Source organism: Neobacillus solisequens, assembly GCF_051233465.1.
Classification (GTDB): domain Bacteria; phylum Bacillota; class Bacilli; order Bacillales; family Cytobacillaceae; genus Neobacillus.
Window position 1 is genome coordinate 167634 of record NZ_JBKFGJ010000014.1, and the last position, 22164, is coordinate 189797.

Here is a 22164-nt window from a genome sequence, read left to right on the forward strand (position 1 = left end):
CTGTATTAAGACTGCTGGGCTCCTTCTTTTGTTTGTTGGGCTGCCTGTTGCTGTGCAGCCTCAATTTCTGTCATCCGCATCACGACAAACTCGGTATTCTTTAAGTGCCAATAGCGGCTTTGAAGTTGACGAATAAATTTTAGCTCATTTTTTGGATTCTTCTTTCGAAAGTATTTTTCCGCCACCTGGATGATCGGGATGGGATAAGATAGATAACTGAAGAATAACTGCTTTTCATCTGATTTAAACGGGAAGTATTTATAGTAGTGATAGACCCAATCCACCACATCATTATTCCTTTTTGGATTAGTGTTGAGTGACCGTGAAACATAGGGGAGCAAATCGTGAATGGGTGAACCATAACGGGCGTTTTCAAAATTAATGAAAAAGCCATAGCCCCTGTCATCATAGAGGAAGTGATCCGAGGACAACTTTCCGTGAACCACAACCATTCGGGCTTTTTCATTTTCTTTTGTACTTTCATACCATTCTTCGAACTTGGCTTTTGAAAACCGCAGTGCCTGGCTGATCTCGTTGTAATAAAGGCAATATAACAATTCGAAAGGCGACATATACGTTTTACGTTCACAAACATCTATAAACCCGTCTAGGAATTCTTGATTTTTATCTAATTGCTGAATGGTCTTTTCATAATGCTCCAATCTCTCTTCTTTATTTACTGTAATTTCTTTGGCAGACAAGGTATGAAGCCTTGCTAGCTCACGAAAAAGCTGTTGTTTTTTGTAATCATGATTTTCCCGTTGATCATCAGTCATCCACGGCATCAAGTAATACAAGCTTTGATCATGCAATACAGCATATCGACCATCCATAGTTGGATAAATAGGAACGATGCGATTGTAGCCCTTTTGGTATAAATAATGAACGTGTCGAATAAAATCAGTCCCGATCATCGGATCAATTTTTTTCAAGGCAAACGTTCCTTTGGTGGAATAAATCTTCTGGATGGTGCCAAAATCCTCGATAAAATGGGGTTCAATTTGGTATTGCTCCAAAATAGGCTTAACCGCTTCAAACCGGTTGGAGTCGCTCATATTTTTCAACTTCCTTCCAAAAAAGAAGCTGAGCAGGTTATGATAACCCGCTCATCTTTTTCAAAAAGTTATTTTTTGGCTAGTGCCGCCGGAATGTATAGGACCTGGCCCTCAAAGACGTCTTGATTATAGTCAAGTTGATTAGCTCTGAGTAAATTTTGTACGGATACATCAAATCGATCAGCAATCGTTTCAACCGTATCTCCTTTTTGGACGATGCAAACCTTTAGTTTTGCTTGTGCCGCTCCTTCATCTTTACGGGCAAAAAACTCTGTCAGTGTCATACTTTTCTTTTTGATAAACTTTTTCTTAACTTTATCCAAAATTTCTTCGGAAGAAGAAGACGATGATGAGCTCTCTTCAGTCTCACCAACCTCTACCTCTACCTCGACCTTAACCATTTCCGCAGGCTCTTTCTCCACTACCATTCCTTCTTCTACTTTAAGCTCCACCTCGACAGGTTTATTCCCTTCATTCCTTCCCTGTTCCTGATTCCATTGGGATTGCATAGCCTCCGGAGAATATGGCTGGAATTGCCATGGGTTTCGATACGGTTGAATAGGTTCTTGCTGCTGAGGTTGATAATTGAAGTTCGGGAATTTCGGAAATACCTCTTGGCTTTCTTCTTCCTGCTGTTTTCTTGCTTCGGCCTCAAACAACAGATCATTAGCGACAGGTTGAACAGATGGCTGTTCAATAGGAACTTCCTCTGCTTCGTTGCCTGCCCGGTGAAGAACCTCGTATTCCTGCTCTGGCACCTCTTGTTTCTCGGCCTCATATAAGCCGCTAATGGTTAACTCTGCCGAAAGTTTCAGACAGCTCCGTTCCGGGATGGAATAATCAAAGGAATCCACCAGAACATCGATATCATAAACGCTTTGGATCCGATTATTAGGAATGGTGATATCCACCGGGAAGCGATGAGAAAATTCGCAAACTCCCTCTTCCCTCTCTGCTACCCTCTCAACAAATTTCTGTGAGGCCACAACCTCAGATTCGGTTTCATCCGTTTCCTGGCAATTTTTATATTCGCCGGTAAGCTCCAGCGAACCACGTATGGTCACGTACTGTTCATTTTCCTGGATGGTAATATCGGGGTCTAAAGAAATGGAAACAAGCTCTTCGACTTCCTGTCCTTTTCTAAACCACAATGATTCCTCCACGGAAAACCTAAGGTACGATTGATTCTCCTGGGACAAAGCGACTCCTCCTTTCGTTTCCTTTACGCAAAATCACTATGTCATTTAAACTTTATGAAAAAGTTTTTTAAAATATGATAAAAATGCAGGTTTAGGCACAAATAAAAAGACGCCCCCTTATTCATAAGAGAACGTCCTTAACATTATTTTTTAAGTTTTGAAAAAGCAACCTCAGCAGCTTTAATTGTTTTTTCAATATCTTCATCAGAGTGTTCAGTTGACAGGAATAATCCTTCAAACTGGGAAGGAGGCAAGAAAATGCCTTGTTCCGCCATTACACGATAGTATTCAGCAAAGAATTCTAAATTAGATGATTTTGCTTTTTCATAATTGGTAACAACTTCACTTGTAAAGAAGAAGCCAATCATAGATCCGGCACGGTTAAAGCTAATTGGAACATCATATTTTTCTGCAGCAGCTTTAATGCCTTTTTCAAGCAAGTCGCCTTTACGGATAAATTCTTGATAATGCTCTGGAGTCAGTTGACTTAAGGTTTCAAATCCTGCGGTCATGGCCAATGGGTTACCAGACAATGTACCTGCCTGATAGATTGGGCCACTTGGTGCAATCCGTTCCATAATTTCCGCTTTACCGCCATATGCACCTACTGGTAAACCTCCGCCAATAACTTTTCCAAGAGTAGTTAGGTCAGGTGTAATATTAAAATAGCCTTGTGCGCAATGATAACCGACACGGAACCCCGTCATGACTTCATCAAAAATGAGCAGTGCCCCGTATTGAGTCGTAATTTCACGCAGTCCTTCCAAGAAACCAGGTATTGGTGGAACTAACCCCATATTTCCAGCAACAGGCTCCACGATGATACAGGCGATATCGTCCCCATATTTTTCAAACGCCACTTTAACGCCTTCAAGATCATTGTAAGGCACTGTAATAGTGTTTTTCGCAATGCCTTCAGGTACACCTGGGCTGTCAGGCAATCCTAGCGTAGCAACCCCAGAGCCGGCTTTAATTAGCAACGAATCACCATGGCCGTGGTAACAGCCTTCAAACTTTAAAATCTTATTGCGGCCTGTATAACCCCTAGCAAGACGTAATGCACTCATCGTGGCTTCCGTACCAGAAGACACCATGCGAATCACTTCAATGGACGGTATGCGTTCGATTACAAGCTTGGCTAATTCATTTTCCATTAATGTTGGTGCACCAAAACTTGTACCAAGCTCCGCTACCTTCTTGATCCCTTCAACAACACGGTCATTAGAGTGGCCAAGGATTAGAGGTCCCCATGATAAAACGTAATCAATATATTCATTGCCATCAATATCATAGATTTTAGAGCCTTTTCCTTTTTCCATAAAAATCGGATCCATGTTCACTGATTTAAACGCACGGACCGGGCTGTTTACACCGCCAGGCATTAACTTTTTTGCTTCTTTAAATGCTTCAACTGATTTAGTATAGGAACGCATCTACTTCCCTCATTTCCAATAATGATTATTCGTCTTCTTTTAACCAGCGGGCAGCATCTTTGGCATGGTAGGTGATAATGAGGTCAGCTCCTGCACGTTTAAAGCCTACTAACGCTTCAAGTACCGTCTTTTTCTCATCCACCCAGCCATTTAATGCTGCTGCTTTAATCATCGAATATTCACCGCTCACGTTATACGCAACGACTGGCAAATTAAAGTTATTTTTCACATCACGAATGATATCCAAATACGGTAAACCCGGCTTAACGATTAAGAAGTCTGCGCCTTCTATAACATCTGATTCTGCTTCTCTAAAAGCTTCAATGCGGTTGGCTGGATCCATTTGATAGGTTTTGCGATCCCCGAATTGCGGTGCCCCCTCAGCGGCTTCACGGAATGGGCCGTAGAACGAGGAAGCATATTTGACAGCATAGGACATAATCGGGATTTCCGTAAATCCTGCTTCGTCTAGACCTGCTCGAATGGCTGCTACGAATCCGTCCATCATATTGGAAGGAGCAATAATATCTGCACCAGCTTTTGCTTGGCTAATTGCTGATTTCACCAACAGATCAAGAGATTCGTCGTTTAGAATTTTGTCACCTTCCACCATGCCACAATGACCATGGCTTGTGTATTCGCATAGACAAGTATCGGCCACAACGAGGATTTCAGGGAATTTTTCCTTTATAAAACGAGTTGCAACCTGAACAATTCCATGATCATGGAAAGCCTGAGTACCGCATTCATCCTTTTCAGCTGGAATTCCAAATAATAATACTGATTTAATTCCGTGAGCAACCACATCTTCCATTTCAGCTTGAAGATTGTCCATGGACACTTGGAATACTCCTGGCATGGATGATACTTCTTTTCTGATATTCTCACCTTCAATGATAAACAATGGATAGATGAAGTCGTCAACTCTTAAATGGTTCTCTCTTACTAGTGCACGCATATTGGCACTTGAACGTAAACGACGGTGACGTGAAAATTGCAAATCCATTCTCTTTACCCCCAAATTATTTTTGTGTATGTTCCAAATAAGCAATCGTGCTTTTTATCATTCCCTCGACGGTGTATTCCTTAGGTGAGGCATGTACAGGGAGATTGTACTCAAGTAATTTCTTCTCGGAAACTGGCCCGATACAACTGATGATACACTTTTTAAGGTGCTCTGATAAATGAAATTCCTTCACTACATTCATTAAGTGATCGACAGTAGACGGACTAGTAAACATTAGGATATTTAATTGATCAGCCGCCAGCATCTTTGCCAACCTGGCACGATTTTCATCGGGCATATAGGTTTCGTAAATCACAACCTCTTCTACTTCCGCACCGGCTTGAAGCAGCGCGTTTGAAATGTATTCACGGGCAAGATTCCCTTTAGGAATCAACACTCTCGCACCTTTATGAATGGTTGGCAGGAAGTCGTCAACAAACACCTCTGCTACATAGGCAGATGGGACAAAATCTACTTTAAGCCCTTTGTCAACCAGAACCTGCTTCGTCTTCTTACCAATCACAGCGATCTTCGGTAACAGGCGTTTATCAGCTTTAAAAAACGAGAAAAATGTCTCAACGGTTGTGTTGCTAGTGAAAATGATCCAGTCATATGTATCAATAGCCTCCAAGATCTCTTGAAGGCGTTTGTTGGATTGAATCGGTCTAAAAGCGATTAACGGGATTTCAACGGGAGTCCCTCCGTACCTTTCAATCAGCTCAGAAAAAGATTTAGCTTGATTTTCCCCTCTGGGAACTAGCACTTTTTTTTCAAGCAAAGGCAATGATTTTAGCATTTCCCCTCAAGCTCTCGCACAACTTTTTCAATCAGGGCTTTTGCTCCTTTTTCGATTAAAAGGTCGGCGGCTTGATTGCCAAGCTCTTCGGGATGATGCCCTCTTAATTCCTCTTTAAAAATTTCCTTTCCTTCAGGTGATGCTACTAGTACATTTAGGACGATTTCATCATTTTCTTCCACATAGGCAAAACCAGCGATCGGAACTTGGCAGCCACCCTCCATTTTTTGCAGGAAGGCTCGCTCTGCTCGTACAGCTCTTTCCGTTTTCTTGCAGGTGAATTTTTCAAACAAGTCTAGTAGCTCTTTATCATCTGCACGACACTCAATTGATAATGCCCCTTGGCCAACTGCAGGGATACATGTATCCGTATCCAAGAATTCAGTGACTACCTCTGATGCCCAACCAAGACGGGAAAGTCCTGCAGCTGCTAAAATAATCGCATCATATTCTTCCGTTTCAAGCTTGGCTAAACGAGTATCCACGTTGCCGCGAATCCATTTAATTTCAAGATCAGGGCGTTTCGCTAATAACTGGGCACTGCGGCGCAGACTGCTTGTCCCGATAATGGCACCCGGCTTTAACTCATTTAACTTAACATGGTCACGTGAAATAAGGGCATCACGGTGATCTTCCCGGAAAGGAATACAACCTATTGTCAGCCCCTCAGGTAAAACAGCTGGCATATCCTTCATGCTATGAACAGCCATATCAATCTCTTTATTCAGCATCGCCTGTTCAATTTCTTTTACAAATAATCCTTTTCCGCCAACTTTAGAAAGTGTGACATCCAGGATTTTATCACCTTTTGTCACGATTTCCTTCACTTCAAACTCGAAGGAAGGGTCTAATTTCTTAAGTTGATCAATCACCCAGTTTGTCTGTGTCAATGCCAGTTTGCTACGTCTTGAACCTACGATAATTTTTCGCATGATTGCCTCCTATGTTATGAATACCACAAATGAAAAGATGACAAACGTCCAAATAAGAAGAAATTGATTAATACGATTAAAAATGATGCAGCGTTCCAGATGGCCAATTTCTTACCTGATACATTTTTTACAATTCTTAAATATAAAAGCGTACTATACGCTGCTAACAATAAAAAGGAACCAATAATTTTCATGTCATACCACGGCATTCCCGGGAGTTTAAGGAAGGCCCATTGCAGCCCTAATATCAAACTCAAAAGCAGCATCGGGATACCGATTACGGCCATTATGTAAGATAGTCTTTCAAGCTGTTCCAAATCCGCCAGCCTTATTAATCTAGTTCCCCATTTCTTTCTTTTCAATAAATCATATTGAAGCAAATACAGAACAGAGAAGCCAAACGAAAGAGAAAAAGCCCCATATGAAAGAATGGCCATTGTTATATGGATCAACAGCAATTCAGACACAAGTCGATTAGCCATGATATAGGAATGATACTGCATAGGAGCAAAGGTATGAATCGCCATGACTGTAAAGCCAAGGATATTTGTGAAAAAAACGATGAAATCTACTCGTAAAAAATGATTTATTCCAATTGATAATGTTACTAAAACCCAAGCATAAAAATAGAGTCCCTCAAAAATAGTAAGAACAGGGAACCTGCCTGTTTTGCTCATGAAGATAATCAAAAAAGCCGTCTGCAAAATCCATACAAATGCAAGTAACCAGAAGGCAATTCGGTTTGCCTTCCGGTTATGGTGAATGAAGTCGAAAAAATATAACAACACACTGAAGGCATAAAGAACAACTGTCAGCTCATGAAGCCTTGTCATAAAGACATTGAACATAGCACTTCTCCTTATGACTGGAAAGAAGCCTGTGGTTTATGAACCGGTATTTTATTGGTTTCGGCTGCTTTCAATTGTTGTTCTTGGACTAGCTCTTCAATATTAAATATCTTCACAAAGAGATCCATCGCTTGTTCAGCATCAGGTCTTGCAGCCATTTCTTTAGCCTGTAAAATCGGATCCTTTAGAAGTTGGTTGATAATACTCTTTGTGTGTTTATTTAGTACTTTAACATCCCGCTCTGTCAGATTAGGCAGCTTCCGTTCCAAGCTAACCATTGTTTCAGCTTGAATAGCCAGTGCTTTTTCTCTTAAAGCAGAAATAACAGGAATGACACCGAGCATGCCAAGCCATTGTTTAAAGTCGACGATTTCTTTCTCAATCATGAGCATGATTTTTTCAGCAGCTTTTTTACGTTCCTGCAGATTTGCTTCTACTATTCCTTCTAAATCATCTATGTCATACAAAAATACATTTTCAAGCTCCGCAATTTTCGGATCCAAGTCACGTGGAACTGCAATATCAACCATGAATAACGGTTTTCCTCTGCGCATTTTTTCCACTTTTGCAATCATTTCTTTGGAAATCACGAAATCCTTAGCACCTGTAGAACTAATGAGAATATCCGCTTCTACAAGAGCTTGTTGTAGTTCATCGATTGTTCTGGCATCTCCATTAAACCGGCCAGCAAGAACTTTCGCTTTATCATAAGTACGGTTAATGACCGTTACTTGTTTTACACCATTGCCATGCAGGTTTTGTACAGCTAATTCACCCATTTTCCCTGCACCGAAAATTAACACGTGTTTATTGGCTAAAGAACCAAAAATCTTCTTTGCCAATTCAACAGCAGCATAGCTGACTGAGACGGCATTTGCACCAATTTCCGTTTCAGAATGTGCACGCTTAGCCAAGGTGATGGCTTGTTTAAATAGATGGTTAAACACAGACCCGGTCGTTTCATGTTCTTGAGCCAACATAAAGCTAGTTCGAACCTGTCCAAGAATTTGCGTTTCTCCAAGGACCATTGAATTGAGGCCACAAGTAACATTAAATAGATGTTCAACCGCTCCATCCTCTTCGTATATAAATAAAAACGGTGAAAATTCGGATTGCTCCAAACCAAACCATTCTGAAAGAAATTCTTTTATATAGTACCGCCCTGTATGCAGTTGATCCACAACAGCATAAATTTCCGTACGATTGCAAGTAGACAGGATGATATTTTCAAGAATGCTTTTCTTGTTGCTTAAAGTTTTAATGGCATCCTCTAAGTCGGTTTCATTAAATGTCAACCGCTCACGGATTTCCACAGGGGCAGTTCTATAGTTAAGACCGATCACTAAAATATGCATGTTATCCGGACACCCCCAAATTAACATAACAGCAGTATTAACTAGTTTGATTATATCATGAACAATTTCGACAAATACTGGAAAATGTGAACATAAAACGAAACTATGTGTTAATATATTTAGCGTAAATGCCTATTAAATAAAGGACAAAACGCCTATTGCTGTATAATTTATAATAATAGTTCTTCCTAATGTACAGTATCAAAAAAAACGACAAGATTCAAGTAAACCTTACTGGAAGTGGTGTAAGTCATGAAAAATCAACGAATGTTCCCTGGAGTCATCCTAATCGGATTTGGTGTCTATTATTTACTTCAACAAGCAGGCATCACATTATTTCAATCCTTTTTTACCTGGTCAACCTTATTAATCATTATCGGTTTCGCATTTTTATGTCAGGGATTTGTGGCTAATGATCATGAAGCTATCCTTCCTGGAGTAATTATGACTGGGTTTGGACTGCATGATCAATTAGTCAATCATGTTTCTTTTTGGCCGCAAAATACGATAGGAGTGTTGATGCTGCTCCTTTCCATCGGATTCTTTTTGCGCTATCAAAAAACTAGTAACGGTTTATCTCAAGCGTTCCTCTTCCTGACTATAGCAGTGTTCCTACTCTTTTATGACACAATTGCAAGATACCTTGGACAATTACAAAATGGTATGAACATCGTATGGAAATTTTGGCCCGCTCTGTTAATAGTAGTTGGTCTATATTTTCTCTTAAAAAGAAAAAAATAAACGCTTGGCATCTTTATTTTGCCAAGCGTTTATCCTTATTATATATAACTCTCTATTACGGACCAAGCCTTATCTTTTCCCTCACCAGTCTCCGATGAAAAAACAATGATTTGGTCATTTGGATCAAGATCCAGTGTTTCTTTCGTCACTTTTAAATGCTTTTGCCATTTCCCTTTAGGAATCTTATCCGCTTTTGTTGCAATAACAATGCAGGGAATTTCATAATGCTTTAAAAAGTCATACATCATCACATCATCTTCGGTAGGCGGATGGCGTAAATCAACGATTAACACACATGATTTCAATTGTTCACGGGTCGTAAAATAGGTTTCAATCATTTTTCCCCATGCTGCCCGCTCCGTCTTGGAAACTTTGGCATACCCATAACCAGGAACATCAACGAAAAATAATTCCTCATTAATCAGAAAAAAGTTCAAGGTTTGTGTCTTGCCAGGCTTAGAGGAAATCCGTGCTAAGCCTTTTCGATTCAACATCTTATTGATAAATGAGGATTTTCCTACATTTGAACGGCCGGCAAGTGCAAACTCCGGCAGATTTGAATCGGGATATTGTTCCGGCTTTACAGCACTAATAATAATCTCGGAACTGATAACCTTCATCGTGATCCCCCTTCTAAAAGAGCATGCTTCAATACCTCATCCACATGCGAAACGGGAACAAACTCAAGTTCATTTCGTACACTTTCAGGTATATCATCAATATCTTTTTCATTATCTTTTGGTAAAATAACTTTTGTTAATCCTGCACGATGAGCGCTCAGGGATTTTTCCTTCAATCCACCAATCGGAAGGACACGGCCGCGCAACGTGATTTCACCCGTCATTCCTACCTCTCGGCGAATCGCTTTTCCTGTTAACGCTGAAACAAGTGCGGTTGCAATTGTAATCCCAGCAGAAGGTCCATCTTTTGGAACAGCTCCTTCTGGTACATGAATATGAATATCATATTTTTCATGGAAATCTGTTTCTATACCAAGCTCTTCTGCTTTGGAGCGAACATAACTAAAGGCCGCCTGTGCTGATTCCTTCATGACATCGCCCAATTTTCCTGTTAAAACCAACTTACCTTTCCCAGGAGCCAGGGAAACTTCAATTTGCAGAGTATCGCCACCAACTGTTGTATACGCGAGTCCTGTAGCTACACCAATCTGATCTTCCGTTTCAGCCTGACCATATCGGAACCGTGGCTTACCTAAAAATTCTTCCACGTTTTTATCTGTCACCACTACCCGCTTCTTTTCACCCGAAACAATAATTTTCGCTGTTTTTCGGCAAAGCGTAGCCATTTGTCTTTCAAGACTGCGGACCCCTGCTTCACGTGTATAATAACGAACTGTTTTTAAAATCGCATCATCCCGTACTTGAAGAGTACTCTTGGATAGACCGTTTTCCTTAATTTGTTTCGGCAGCAAATGATCCCTTGTGATATGAACCTTTTCCATTTCCGTATAACCGGCTATAGAAATAACTTCCATTCGGTCTAACAACGGTCCTGGGATGGTAGCCAGACTGTTAGCAGTAGCAATAAACATGACCTTCGATAAGTCATACGTTTCTTCAATGTAATGATCACTAAAATTATGATTTTGTTCAGGATCCAAAACCTCTAAAAGAGCGGAAGATGGGTCACCGCGAAAATCACTGGACATTTTATCAATTTCATCCAATAAGAATACCGGATTAATCGTTCCAGCCTTTTTCATTCCTTGAATAATACGACCAGGCATCGCTCCGACATAGGTTCTACGATGGCCTCGAATTTCAGATTCATCGCGAACGCCGCCTAGTGAAACACGGACAAAATGACGATTTAGCGAAGTCGCAATCGAACGGGCAAGACTTGTTTTCCCAACCCCTGGAGGACCGGCAAGGCAAAGGATCGGACCTTTAAGTGAATTGGTAAGCTTTTGTACAGCTAAATATTCCAGAACTCGTTCCTTTACTTTTTCAAGACCGTAATGATCCTGATTTAAGATCTTTTCAGCACGAAGAATGTCAATGTCATCCTCTGTTTTCTTGGACCAAGGCAACGAAATTAACCATTCAATATAGTTGCGAATGACAGCACTTTCTGCAGAGCTTGATGGAACCTTTTCATAACGGTCAAGCTCTTTCATGGCTGCTTGATGAACATGCTCAGGCATGCCAGCTTCTTCCACTTTCTTGGTCAACTCAGCAATTTCTCCTGTTTTCCCTTCTTTGTCCCCTAATTCCTTTTGAATGGCTTTCATTTGCTCGCGTAGATAGTATTCCTTTTGGGTTCTTTCCATTGAACGTTTTACACGCTGCCCAATCTTCTTTTCAAGATTTAACACTTCTTTTTCATTATAAATGATATCGATAACACGGTTCATCCGCTGTTTAATATCAATCGTTTCAAGGATTTCCTGCTTATCCTTTAGCCTGATTGGTAAGTGGGAGGCTATCAAATCAGCCATTCTTCCCGGTTCCTCGATGTCTGACACAGTCGCAAAAGTTTCTGCTGAAATCTTTTTCGATAGCTTTATGTATTGTTCAAAATAGTCAAGCATAGTTCTCATTAATGCTTGATCTTCTACATCCTTCGATTCTTCATCCTCATATGTGATGATGTTGACGGAATAATAGTCCTCTTCCTCATGAAAAGTCTCAATTTCCGCCCTGTTTAATCCCTCAACTAACACCCTGATAGTCCCGTTAGGAAGCTTCAGCATTTGCTTCACCTTCGTTAGGGTCCCATATTTGTATAAATCATCCTCGGAAGGTTCGTCAATGGATACATCTTTTTGTGTGGTTAAAAAAATCAGATGGTCATCTACCATTGCTTTTTCGAGTGCCTGCACTGACATTTCCCGGCCTACATCTAAATGTAGGACCATTGTCGGATATACCAGTAATCCCCGAAGCGGCAGGAGGGGGACGATCAGTTCGTTCTTCTTCGCCAAAATACTGCACCTCCATCATAAAAACAATAATTTCAATCAATTTCAGTAAAAAGGTCCTTTGTACAAATTCTATCTTATTTATTTTTAAGTGTCTATTTTATCATTCCCAAACAATAAAAATTACTTCGTATTCGATATATTGGAAATCTTTTTAATGGCAAAAATGAAAAACTCCGGTTTGCCAGGTTTACAAACCGAAGTGGGTTTCGCAGATTAAATCGATTCTTTTTTCGATAATTCAATGGAAGCCGGTATAACATGATTGATGTTCAAGTTATTAACAAGAGCGAGATCAAAAACCTCATGTAAATGTGAAACCGGAACAATCCTGATCCCATCAATTTCGTTTAAAATAGATTGCATGTTTTCCTCAGGAATAATCACGGTTTTGGCACCAGCCTTTTTGGCTGCTTTCACTTTTGGATAGACCCCGCCAATTGGTTTAACGTTTCCGTGAATACTTATTTCCCCAGTCATCGCGACGGTATTATCAATGGGAATCTTATAGATAGCTGAGTAAATTCCTGTTGCCATGGCGATTCCGGCAGATGGTCCGTCAATTGGCACTCCACCAGGGAAATTGACGTGAATATCATAATCATTTGCTGGTACACCCATTGATCGCAGAACAGTTATGACATTTTCAATAGATCCTTTGGCCATGCTTTTCCGGCGAATCGATTTACCTTGTCCGCCAATACTTTCTTCCTCAACAATTCCAGTAATATTTATCGTCCCTTTATCTTTTGCAGGGATGACCGTAACTTCGATTTCCAGTAAGGCACCTGAATTCGGACCGTAAACAGCTAATCCATTTACAAGACCGATTTTAGCTGCTTCATAAATCATTCGTTCCATTCTAGGTGACAACTGACTTGAATGAATGACCCATTCAATATCTTCATCCTTGATATAATTTCGATCCTCTGTAATAGCCAATCCTGCAGCAATTTGAATCATATTAACCGTTTCACGGCCGTTTCTTGCATATGTAGATAAAGTACTTACCCCTGAATCGTTTAATCTCATATTGACTTTGTCCGCCGCTTTTTTGGCAACTTCCACGATTTCTTCCTGGTTTAAATCACGAAAGAAAACCTCCATACAGCGTGACCGTATAGCAGGTGGAATTTCACTCGGCGTTCTTGTCGTTGCTCCAATTAGCCGAAAATCTGCTGGCAGGCCGTTTTTAAAAATATCATGAATATGAGATGGGATTTGGTTATTCTCTTCATGATAATAGGCACTTTCTAAAAACACCTTGCGATCCTCCAAAACCTTTAAAAGCTTATTCATTTGAATCGGATGCAATTCACCGATTTCATCAATAAATAGAACACCGCCATGGGCATTGGTTACTGCCCCTTGCTTCGGCTGGGGAATTCCTGCTTGTCCCATAGCACCCGCCCCCTGATAGATAGGATCATGAACCGAACCAATTAAGGGATCCGCGATACCTCTTTCATCAAAACGGGCTGTCGTTGCATCTAATTCAATAAAAACAGATTCTTTTTTAAAGGGAGATTTCGAATTCTTTTTCGCCTCTTCCAGAACTAATCTCGCAGCTGCCGTTTTACCAACTCCTGGTGGTCCGTAAATAATCACATGCTGTGGATTGGGTCCACATAAGGCTGCCTTTAACGATTTGATCCCATCCTCCTGACCTACAATATCGTTAAAACTTGTAGGACGAACTTTTTCAGATAATGGTTCTGTTAATGAGATCGACCTCATTTTGCGAAGCTGTTCCATTTCTTTACGAGATTCCCGATCAATCGATACCTTTTGTGTCCGTTGATTTTTAAGCAAATTCCAAAAATATAGACCAATGATAATCCCAAAGAATAACTGTATAAATAAAGCAATCCCCGTCCAACTCATTTTTTTCCCTCCTGCACCAAAATAACTATTAAGATATTAATAAGTATTTCCTGCGTGAAGGGAGAATAAACACAAAATGTTTGAAACTGCTATACCAGAGGTTACTTCTTTTCTAAAAAACAAAAGACCCGGTTGATTCCGGGTCTAACATGTTTTATGCAGATTTTTCTTCTTTTACAATGGTTCCATCCTCAAGGACAAGTTTAGGAACACTATTACTAATCACCGTTTCCTTGGTAATGATACATTTCGAAATATCATCACGTGATGGAAGATCAAACATAACATCTAACATAATTCCTTCGATAATGGAACGCAAACCACGGGCACCTGTTTTCCGTTCAATTGCTTTTTTGGCAATTTCAGATAAGGCATCTGGTTCAAATTCTAATTCAACATTATCAATTTCAAGCATTTTTTGATACTGCTTTACGAGAGCATTTTTTGGCTTCGTTAAAATTTCAATCAATGCAGCTTCATCTAATTGCTCAAGGCTAGCAATAACTGGTAAACGACCGATAAATTCCGGAATGAGTCCAAATCTTAACAGGTCCTCTGGAAGTACCTTCGAAAGAAGCTCTTTTTGGCTGATGTCCTGTTGTTTTTGGTCTGCACCGAAACCAATGACCTTTTGACCTAAGCGACGCTTAATGATTGGCTCGATTCCGTCAAAAGCACCACCACAAATAAATAAGATATTAGTCGTATCAATTTGAATAAATTCTTGATGTGGATGCTTTCTTCCTCCCTGTGGAGGAACGCTGGCCACGGTACCTTCAAGAATTTTTAATAATGCTTGCTGAACACCTTCCCCAGAGACATCTCTTGTAATGGAAGGATTCTCTGATTTACGGGCAATTTTATCAATTTCATCGATATAGATAATGCCTTTTTCTGCCTTTTCTACATCATAATCTGCTGCTTGGATTAATTTCAATAAAATGTTTTCAACATCTTCACCAACATAACCAGCTTCTGTAAGTGATGTAGCATCCGCAATCGCAAAAGGTACATTTAAGATTCGCGCCAATGTTTGCGCTAGGAGTGTTTTACCACTTCCTGTAGGTCCAATCATACAAATATTACTTTTAGAAAGCTCAACATCATCAATTTTGCTATTGGAATTAATCCGCTTATAGTGGTTATACACGGCAACGGATAACGCCTTCTTCGCTTTGTCTTGACCGATTACATATTCGTCTAAAATTTCACAAATTTCCTTTGGTTTCGGAACATCTTTAAATTCTACTTCTTCTTCAGTTCCTAATTCTTCCTCAACAATTTCTGTGCAAAGCTCGATACATTCGTCACAAATATAAACTCCCGGTCCGGCTACCAGCTTGCGCACTTGATCCTGAGTCTTACCACAGAATGAACACTTTAACTGTCCTTTTTCATCATTAAATTTAAACAACCTTATCACCCCTTAAAACATCTATAAAACTGTATTCGGAATCTCAAGAATCATCCAAACAAAAATCTGAATTTTCATTCCTTATTTAATGTATGTATTTTGCATTGTAACACATTTGCTAAACGGACTGGAAATAAAACGCTTTATTCCATTATGTTTTTTATTTTGTTTGGATTATTCAAGCAAAACTTATGTACTCCTACATCATTTCCAAATTTAATGAAAATAAATCTTGGAGTTCGTCCGTTTATAAAAAGGTTACCCTCTACTTATTATAATATGTAATTGAAAAATTGTATAAAAATAAGGAGCATTACTACAAAGGGAAGTATAAATTCAGAAGAAATTTATACTTCCCTTTTAGTTAAAAGCAAGGCACGATCCAAATCGTGCCTTGTAAAATGACTATTATTTTTTGTTTTCTACAAGGAAGTCTACAGCTTTTTTAAGCTGAAGATCATCTTTAATACCTTCTACGCCGCCAAGAGCTTTTTTGATGTTTTCAACTGACATGTTATACATTTCAGCCATTTTAGCAAGCTCTGCATTAACATCTTCTTCTGTTGCTTCAAGATTTTCTGCTTTAGCAATTGCTTCTAATGTTAAGTTAACTTTCACACGCTTCTCTGCTTCTTCCTTCATTTGCTCACGAAGTGCTGCTTCGTCTTGGCCAGAGAATTGGAAGTATAACTCAAGATTCATACCTTGCATTTGCAGGCGTTGTTCAAATTCTTGAAGCATGCGGTTTACTTCGCTTTCAACCATAACTTCTGGAATTTCTACTTCTGCATTTTCAGCCGCTTTTTCAACGACAGAATCACGGACATGATGCTCAGCCTCATGCTTTTTGCTGTCTTCTAAGCGCGTTTTGATTTTTTCTTTTAAAGCATCTAATGTTTCAACTTCATCATCAGCATCTTTTGCAAACTCATCATCTAATGTAGGAAGTTCTTTACCTTTGATTTCGTGAACAGTTACTTTGAAAACTGCTGGTTTGCCTGCAAGCTCTGCAGCATGATATTCTTCAGGGAATGTCACTTCAACATCCTTTGATTCACCAGTTGCTACACCTACTAATTGCTCTTCAAAACCAGGAATGAAAGAGCCTGTTCCTAATTCAAGAGAGTAATTTTCAGCTTTGCCGCCTTCAAATGCTTCGCCATCTACAAAGCCTTCGAAATCAATCACAACAGTATCACCGTTTTCAGCAGTTCCTTCTTCTTTTACAACAAGTTCTGCATGGCGGCTTTGAAGTGCTTCAAGTTCTTTTTGAACATCTTCATCAGTTACATTTGTATCTAATGCTTCAACTTCAATACCTTTATATTCACCTAATTTTACTTCAGGCTTAACTTGTACTGTAGCTTTGAAAGTGAAGTCTTTGTCCTTGCCCATTTGCTCAAGATCAAAGTCAACATCTTCAGGCTGAGCAATTGGCTCGATTCCAATTTCATCAATTGCACTCATGTATGCATTTGGAAAAATGAAATCTAAAGCATCTTGATAAAGAGCTTCTACACCAAAGCGCTTTTCAAATAATGAACGAGGCATTTTACCTTTACGGAAGCCAGGCACATTGATTTGTTTAACTACTTTTTTGAATGCTGAGTCTAAACCTTCGTTTACCTTTTCTGCAGGTACATCAATGGTAAGGACACCGCGGTTTCCTTCTAACTTTTCCCATTTAGCTGTCATTCTTATTTCCCTCCAACATCTATTCTCATTTCATTTGTTACGAATTAGCTTAGGATCTTGTCCAACAATATCCGTTTTAATGTAAAATAGTTTTTTACACAATGCAACCCCTACATTATACCATAGGATTTCTGCGTTTCAACAGTTATCCCTATATATTAGGATAAGAAATTTTCTCAATTCGTTCTATTTGTTCAGTTGCAGCTTCAATTTCAAGTGGTAATGCATGGTAAAGTTCAGCCAGTTGGCGGACTTCCGTTTCCATTCCAAGGTATTGTTGTCCCAATTGGTGAAAGGCTGCTGCCCAAGCCGTTTCGTTTTCAGGGTTTAATTCGAACGGATAGCTGATAAAAAATATTCTTTTTACTAGAGCTGTAATATTCTCCAGCAGCATTGGATCATGGCTTTCTAAATTCTTTGCCAACTCCTCAAGAATTTTCTTCTCTTTTGGCTGCTCCCTTACTTCAGGAAGTTGTGCCGGATTCACTATTTTTTGAATTGACATTTTCTTGAGAGTGATTTCTTTATTGATTTCTTGTTCTTTTAAAATGGTTAACAGGATGGTCTTAAGAAAGGGGTTTCCTGATTCTGACTCAAGATATTCCTCTATTTCTTCTATGTAGGTCCGAATATTCTTGTCGCTTAAACTGGAAATAAGCAACATTTGTTCATTTAAATCCGTAATAGAAAATAAATTTAATCTTAGAGGCGCTTCCTCCACCTGTTCAACATCTTCCTCCATCATAGGGTTACGTTGATCAGCCATCTTTTTACTAAATTGCAGGATAGTTAAAAAATGGTCGTATTGCTCTGATGGTATTTCCTTTTCATCAAAAAGTGCCTCAATGGTCGAGACAATCTCCTGATATTCATGGAGTTGAATCAAAACGGTTAGATAGAGATCGACCATCTGAAAATAATCACCGATACCTTTATGAAGCAGTTCCTTTGCTAGAATCTTGGCTTGTTCAAAAGCACTCGCTTCAAAGTAAGCCAGTACCAGTCCAATTAAGATATCGTCATGATCTGGGTCGAGTTCTCTTGCCTCCTCCAAGAAGGAAATGGCCTCGTTATATTTTTTATTTTGAAGACTTTCCAAACCCTTATCTTTCAATCTTTCTTCAACACCGGGAAAGAAAATCACATTGTCTTTTCGCTTAATCCGCTCCCGCTTTTTCATAAAAAATACCGCCTTCGGATTGTAGTTGAAACATAGTGTAGCATAATTTGGGGATAAAAAAAACTCACCCTGAAAAGGTGAGTAATATTTGGTATGTAGTATGGCGTCCCAGGAGGGATTCGAACCCCCGACACACGGCTTAGAAGGCCGTTGCTCTATCCTGCTGAGCTACTGGGACATATTAAGTTTCAAGGACAATGTTTATTATATTATCCTAATATCAGAAAGTCAACAGATTATTTTATATTTTTTTATTTTGGTTATTTAGAGCTTTAAGTGATGGTGAATGTAATATTGATTATTTTAGATAGATACCTTCTATATCACTGAATTTTTTATTCCTACATGATTTTGGGAACATAGAACCTCTCTATGTGACCTTTTTTCCATACCCTCATATTTCCAGGATCATAGAACCCCAAATAACTCCTATTTAAAAAAACAAAAGGGGGAATTTGCTCCCCCAAAATTATATTCAAACTGCAAATTCCCTAGCCAGACCAGCAATTTCCCTGCCATTCAGTTCAAAAATACTCATCTTAATAGTATCTTCCTGTAAATCCAACACGACATAAGTCTTTTCCATTCTTCCTCGTGGCAGTCTGATGCTACCAGGATTCAGGAAAAGTGTTCCATTCAAAACCTCAGCCCCTAATTCATGAGAATGTCCGAAGCAGACAATTTGTGCACCTACTTCTTCTGCTTTGTATTTGAGATTCATTAATGAGGACTTTACGGAATAGTGGTGGCCGTGGGTGATAAATATCTTTCTGCCAGCCACACTGGTCATTAATTCATCTGGAAACCCCCCAAAGTCACAATTTCCAGCTACAGTAAAATAACCTGAAATTGCTTTATTCTCGGGCATTAATTGGGAGTCACCGCAATGGATCATCACATCTACTTCACCAAGATGTCTTTCTCTTATTTCCTCCAGTTCCTTGGTCAAACCGTGACTGTCACTTACAACTAATATTTTGCTCATGACTGCCCAGCTCTTTCCAAAATAGAATCCAATGAGGAATTCAATTTTTTTAAGGCATTGGCACGGTGGCTGATTTTGTTCTTTTCATCAGATGTCAGCTCAGCCATGGCCACCCCTTTATCGGGAACAAAGAAGATTGGGTCATAACCGAAACCATTTGTTCCTCTTGGCTCGTCCAAAATTCTGCCTTCGCAGGTACCTGACACCGTAAAGGTATCTTGCCCCGGAATAGCCACCGCCAAAGCACAATAGAATCGTGCTGTTCTTTTCTCTTCTGGCACCCCGTTTAGTTCGGCCAGCACCTTTAGAAGATTACTTTGGTCATTTTTCATTTCTCCGGCATAGCGGGCGGAGTAGATGCCTGGTCTTCCTTCCAATGCGTCAACCATTAGTCCGGAGTCATCACCAATGACCATTTTGTTTAAAACTGTTGAAACTGCCTCGGCCTTTAACGTTGCATTTTCTTCAAATGTAGTGCCCGTTTCTTCTACTTCCGGAATTTCCGGAAAGTCCAATAATGTTAGCACTCGCATTCCTCTTGATGCAAAAATTTCTTCAAACTCCTTTGCCTTCCCACGGTTTTTTGTAGCAATAATGACTTCCTTCATACCGATCTCCTCTTATTTATTTCTTCTAGCGTCAATTTTTTTCGAAATTTCTTCGCCTAGTGCAGCCTTTTGATGCTCAAATAGTTCCATTAATCCACCTTGTGCTGCGTTCAATAATCCATGGAGCTGGTCATATGAAAAGGTTGCTTCTTCCCCGGTTCCTTGCAGTTCGACAAATTCACCGCTACCAGTCATAACAACATTCATATCGACATTGGCTTTGGAATCTTCATCGTAATTCAGATCAAGTACGGTTTGCCCATCCTGAAGAATCCCTACGCTGGTTGCAGCGAGATAGTCTGTAATTGGAAATTTCGCTATTGATTTTTTCTCAACCAGTCGATTAATAGCGATAGCCAATGCTACAAACGCCCCAGTGATTGAAGCGGTTCGTGTGCCTCCGTCTGCCTGGATGACATCACAATCAATCCAAACCGTCCGCTCACCAATGGCGCTTAGGTCAACGATCGCACGTAAGGCACGACCAATCAATCGTTGAATTTCCATTGTCCGACCGGTAACTTTTCCTTTTGATGATTCTCGAATATTTCTTGTTGTTGTTGCTCTTGGGAGCATCGAATATTCAGCGGTGATCCACCCTTTTCCTTCCCCTCTCATAAATGGCGGGACCTTATCCTCGATACTTGCTGTACAAATTACTTTTGTATTCCCTACTGAAATTAATACGGAACCTTCCGGATGCATTAAGTAATTGGTTTCAATATGTATAGGTCTTAATTGCAATGGCTCTCTTTTATCAATACGCACGATGAATCCTCCTTCTAAATGCAACGATGGCTTTTCTCAAATAAGAAAGAGGCGGCCTTTAAGCCAACCCCTTTTAAGTGTCACTATATAGTATAACAAAAATCCTTTTTTAAAAACTACCTGTATTGACTTTTTCTGGACGAGTTACTGGCTCAGTTAGTTTTTTACCCTGGTCGTTCTTTAAATTTGCTTTGCCGTTGACCTCTACAGCTACTTTATCTACACCCTTTTGCTCAGTTAAAGATAGAACGAGAGTATCTAATAGATGTTGAGAAATTACATTTTCTCCGAAGCTGCCATATATATTTTTATTAAAGTTTAACGTCACAGTACCATTTTGATACTTTGGGGCACTTTTCAGTTTTACATCTGACATGAATTCAGATACTAGATTTGATTTTTCACTTGGCCCTTTAATTAATTCATTAACTGCGGCCACAACTGGATCCTTTTCACTCGCGCTAATCCGCTTTGTTACTGGAACATAGTAATAAGATCCTTCTTCTCCGCCAATGTAATAAACAGTGATAGGTTTTGTATTCGAAATATCAACAACATCGTCGGTATCTATGTTTATTCCGGACGCCCTTGAAAGATTTTGGCTAATCGGTGTGCCATTTACCGGCATCTCCGTTAATTCATGCCCATTCATTTTAAGCTTTACTGTTTTAACACCATCAAATTGAGTCATGGTCCAAGTCACGGATTGCAAAATCTTCATTTCATCAGCAGGCTGATAGTTTTTAAATTCTTTTGAAAAATTAACAGTAGCTACGCTGTCTTTTATATCAACGGAGGCCTCGGTATCTTCAGGTAATACTGCTCTAAAATCATTTGGGAGCATATCCGTCACTGGGCCATTTACGACTAGGTATTCCAGTGCTTGTTTTGCAACAGAAGTTGTTTTTGGTAGGTTCATGGTTTGCGGAACGACATATCCATTTTTATCAATAAGGTAAAGCTCTGTTTTAACAGCATTTTCTGCCGTTTCTTTATTTTTCTTCGATTCTTTGCTGGTTCCTTTGTCGACGACGGTTACCGTTTTCGGCGGATCAATTTTCTTTGTTGCCTCGTTCCCAAACAAGCCACAGCCTGAAAGCAGTAAAGTGGACGTAAGCACCGCCAAACCAAGGAATTTTGCTTTATTTTTAAACATATTTTTCCCCCCAAAGACAGTTTGTACTATTATGTATACGAGCCTATGATTAAATTAGACCGTCTTTCGCGAGAAAAATAGGACAATATCTAAAAATTTTTTAAAAAACGGCACTACCCTGAAATAACTGTGGATAACTTTACTTTAGCAGTTATTTCATTTATTGAT

General features: G+C 39.6%; 19 protein-coding genes and 1 tRNA gene. 1 reads left to right on the forward strand and 19 read right to left on the reverse strand.

Annotated features, from left to right (window positions below):
- Window positions 1-5: 5 nt before the first annotated feature.
- The 8 genes from ysxE to hemA all read right to left on the reverse strand — a co-directional run bounded on the left by ysxE (window position 6) and on the right by hemA (window position 8624).
- The gene (gene ysxE / locus ACI3K6_RS15315; RefSeq protein WP_335475055.1) at window positions 6-1055 is read right to left on the reverse strand and encodes a spore coat protein YsxE; all 1050 of its coding nucleotides are present in this window, start codon (window positions 1053-1055) and stop codon (window positions 6-8) included.
- Window positions 1056-1123: 68 nt separating this feature from the next.
- On the reverse strand, window positions 1124-2254 hold the full coding sequence (gene spoVID, locus ACI3K6_RS15320; RefSeq protein WP_435555485.1) for a stage VI sporulation protein D: 1131 nt from the start codon (window positions 2252-2254) through the stop codon (window positions 1124-1126).
- A 143-nt stretch (window positions 2255-2397) separates the two neighbouring features.
- Complete coding sequence (gene hemL / locus ACI3K6_RS15325; RefSeq protein ID WP_435555486.1) at window positions 2398-3687, reverse strand: glutamate-1-semialdehyde 2,1-aminomutase; 1290 nt, start codon at window positions 3685-3687, stop codon at window positions 2398-2400.
- Window positions 3688-3712: 25 nt separating this feature from the next.
- A complete protein-coding gene (hemB, locus tag ACI3K6_RS15330) occupies window positions 3713-4693 on the reverse strand; it encodes a porphobilinogen synthase (RefSeq protein ID WP_435555487.1) in 981 nt (326 codons plus the stop codon).
- Window positions 4694-4709: 16 nt separating this feature from the next.
- The gene (locus ACI3K6_RS15335) at window positions 4710-5489 is read right to left on the reverse strand and encodes a uroporphyrinogen-III synthase (protein ID WP_435555488.1); all 780 of its coding nucleotides are present in this window, start codon (window positions 5487-5489) and stop codon (window positions 4710-4712) included.
- A complete protein-coding gene (gene hemC, locus ACI3K6_RS15340) occupies window positions 5483-6421 on the reverse strand; it encodes a hydroxymethylbilane synthase (RefSeq protein ID WP_335475065.1) in 939 nt (312 codons plus the stop codon). Before hemC ends, ACI3K6_RS15335 begins: the two co-directional genes overlap by 7 nt.
- Before the next feature lie 14 nt (window positions 6422-6435).
- Window positions 6436-7269, reverse strand: a complete 834-nt coding sequence (locus ACI3K6_RS15345; protein WP_435555489.1) for a cytochrome C assembly family protein — start codon at window positions 7267-7269, stop codon at window positions 6436-6438.
- A gap of 11 nt (window positions 7270-7280) precedes the next feature.
- Complete coding sequence (gene hemA / locus ACI3K6_RS15350; protein ID WP_435555490.1) at window positions 7281-8624, reverse strand: glutamyl-tRNA reductase; 1344 nt, start codon at window positions 8622-8624, stop codon at window positions 7281-7283.
- A 252-nt stretch (window positions 8625-8876) separates the two neighbouring features.
- On the opposite strand from hemA, the gene ACI3K6_RS15355 reads away from it, so the two are divergent.
- Window positions 8877-9365: a LiaI-LiaF-like domain-containing protein gene (locus tag ACI3K6_RS15355; protein WP_435555491.1), complete on the forward strand. Its 489-nt coding sequence runs from the start codon at window positions 8877-8879 to the stop codon at window positions 9363-9365.
- A 38-nt stretch (window positions 9366-9403) separates the two neighbouring features.
- On the opposite strand, the gene yihA is transcribed toward ACI3K6_RS15355, so the two are convergent.
- From yihA to ACI3K6_RS15410, 11 genes are all read right to left on the reverse strand, one after another.
- A complete protein-coding gene (gene yihA, locus ACI3K6_RS15360) occupies window positions 9404-9985 on the reverse strand; it encodes a ribosome biogenesis GTP-binding protein YihA/YsxC (RefSeq protein WP_335475072.1) in 582 nt (193 codons plus the stop codon).
- Entirely contained in the window at window positions 9982-12309 is a 2328-nt protein-coding gene (lon, locus tag ACI3K6_RS15365) for an endopeptidase La (protein ID WP_435555492.1), read from the reverse strand. The genes yihA and lon overlap by 4 nt, the downstream gene beginning before the upstream one ends.
- A 213-nt stretch (window positions 12310-12522) precedes the next feature.
- Complete coding sequence (gene lonB / locus ACI3K6_RS15370; protein ID WP_435555493.1) at window positions 12523-14190, reverse strand: ATP-dependent protease LonB; 1668 nt, start codon at window positions 14188-14190, stop codon at window positions 12523-12525.
- 154 nt (window positions 14191-14344) lie between these two features.
- A complete protein-coding gene (clpX, locus tag ACI3K6_RS15375; RefSeq protein ID WP_435555494.1) occupies window positions 14345-15604 on the reverse strand; it encodes an ATP-dependent protease ATP-binding subunit ClpX in 1260 nt (419 codons plus the stop codon).
- A gap of 408 nt (window positions 15605-16012) precedes the next feature.
- A complete protein-coding gene (gene tig / locus ACI3K6_RS15380) occupies window positions 16013-17299 on the reverse strand; it encodes a trigger factor (RefSeq protein WP_435555495.1) in 1287 nt (428 codons plus the stop codon).
- 151 nt (window positions 17300-17450) lie between these two features.
- Window positions 17451-18479: a tetratricopeptide repeat protein gene (locus ACI3K6_RS15385; protein ID WP_435555496.1), complete on the reverse strand. Its 1029-nt coding sequence runs from the start codon at window positions 18477-18479 to the stop codon at window positions 17451-17453.
- 101 nt (window positions 18480-18580) lie between these two features.
- Window positions 18581-18657: transfer RNA gene (locus tag ACI3K6_RS15390), tRNA-Arg, on the reverse strand.
- Between the two features lie 297 nt (window positions 18658-18954).
- Window positions 18955-19464 (reverse strand): metallophosphoesterase family protein, encoded by a 510-nt coding sequence (locus tag ACI3K6_RS15395; protein WP_435555497.1) that lies wholly within the window; start codon window positions 19462-19464, stop codon window positions 18955-18957.
- The gene (locus tag ACI3K6_RS15400) at window positions 19461-20072 is read right to left on the reverse strand and encodes an XTP/dITP diphosphatase (RefSeq protein ID WP_335475086.1); all 612 of its coding nucleotides are present in this window, start codon (window positions 20070-20072) and stop codon (window positions 19461-19463) included. Before ACI3K6_RS15400 ends, ACI3K6_RS15395 begins: the two co-directional genes overlap by 4 nt.
- Window positions 20073-20084: 12 nt before the next feature.
- Window positions 20085-20840, reverse strand: coding sequence for a ribonuclease PH (rph, locus tag ACI3K6_RS15405; RefSeq protein ID WP_335475088.1), 756 nt, complete (start codon window positions 20838-20840; stop codon window positions 20085-20087).
- A 109-nt stretch (window positions 20841-20949) separates the two neighbouring features.
- Entirely contained in the window at window positions 20950-21996 is a 1047-nt protein-coding gene (locus tag ACI3K6_RS15410) for a GerMN domain-containing protein (protein ID WP_435555498.1), read from the reverse strand.
- Window positions 21997-22164: the final 168 nt, after the last annotated feature.

Coding starts and splice junctions, on each gene's coding strand:
- ACI3K6_RS15355 (WP_435555491.1), top strand. CDS start 8,877: ATGAAAAATCAACGAATGTTCCCTGGAGTCATCCTAATCGGATTTGGT.
- ACI3K6_RS15410 (WP_435555498.1), bottom strand. CDS start 21,996: ATGTTTAAAAATAAAGCAAAATTCCTTGGTTTGGCGGTGCTTACGTCC.
- yihA (WP_335475072.1), bottom strand. CDS start 9,985: ATGAAGGTTATCAGTTCCGAGATTATTATTAGTGCTGTAAAGCCGGAA.
- ysxE (WP_335475055.1), bottom strand. CDS start 1,055: ATGAGCGACTCCAACCGGTTTGAAGCGGTTAAGCCTATTTTGGAGCAA.
- ACI3K6_RS15395 (WP_435555497.1), bottom strand. CDS start 19,464: ATGAGCAAAATATTAGTTGTAAGTGACAGTCACGGTTTGACCAAGGAA.
- ACI3K6_RS15335 (WP_435555488.1), bottom strand. CDS start 5,489: ATGCTAAAATCATTGCCTTTGCTTGAAAAAAAAGTGCTAGTTCCCAGA.
- ACI3K6_RS15385 (WP_435555496.1), bottom strand. CDS start 18,479: ATGAAAAAGCGGGAGCGGATTAAGCGAAAAGACAATGTGATTTTCTTT.
- hemA (WP_435555490.1), bottom strand. CDS start 8,624: ATGCATATTTTAGTGATCGGTCTTAACTATAGAACTGCCCCTGTGGAA.
- hemC (WP_335475065.1), bottom strand. CDS start 6,421: ATGCGAAAAATTATCGTAGGTTCAAGACGTAGCAAACTGGCATTGACA.
- hemB (WP_435555487.1), bottom strand. CDS start 4,693: ATGGATTTGCAATTTTCACGTCACCGTCGTTTACGTTCAAGTGCCAAT.
- ACI3K6_RS15400 (WP_335475086.1), bottom strand. CDS start 20,072: ATGAAGGAAGTCATTATTGCTACAAAAAACCGTGGGAAGGCAAAGGAG.
- lonB (WP_435555493.1), bottom strand. CDS start 14,190: ATGAGTTGGACGGGGATTGCTTTATTTATACAGTTATTCTTTGGGATT.
- ACI3K6_RS15345 (WP_435555489.1), bottom strand. CDS start 7,269: ATGTTCAATGTCTTTATGACAAGGCTTCATGAGCTGACAGTTGTTCTT.
- tig (WP_435555495.1), bottom strand. CDS start 17,299: ATGACAGCTAAATGGGAAAAGTTAGAAGGAAACCGCGGTGTCCTTACC.
- hemL (WP_435555486.1), bottom strand. CDS start 3,687: ATGCGTTCCTATACTAAATCAGTTGAAGCATTTAAAGAAGCAAAAAAG.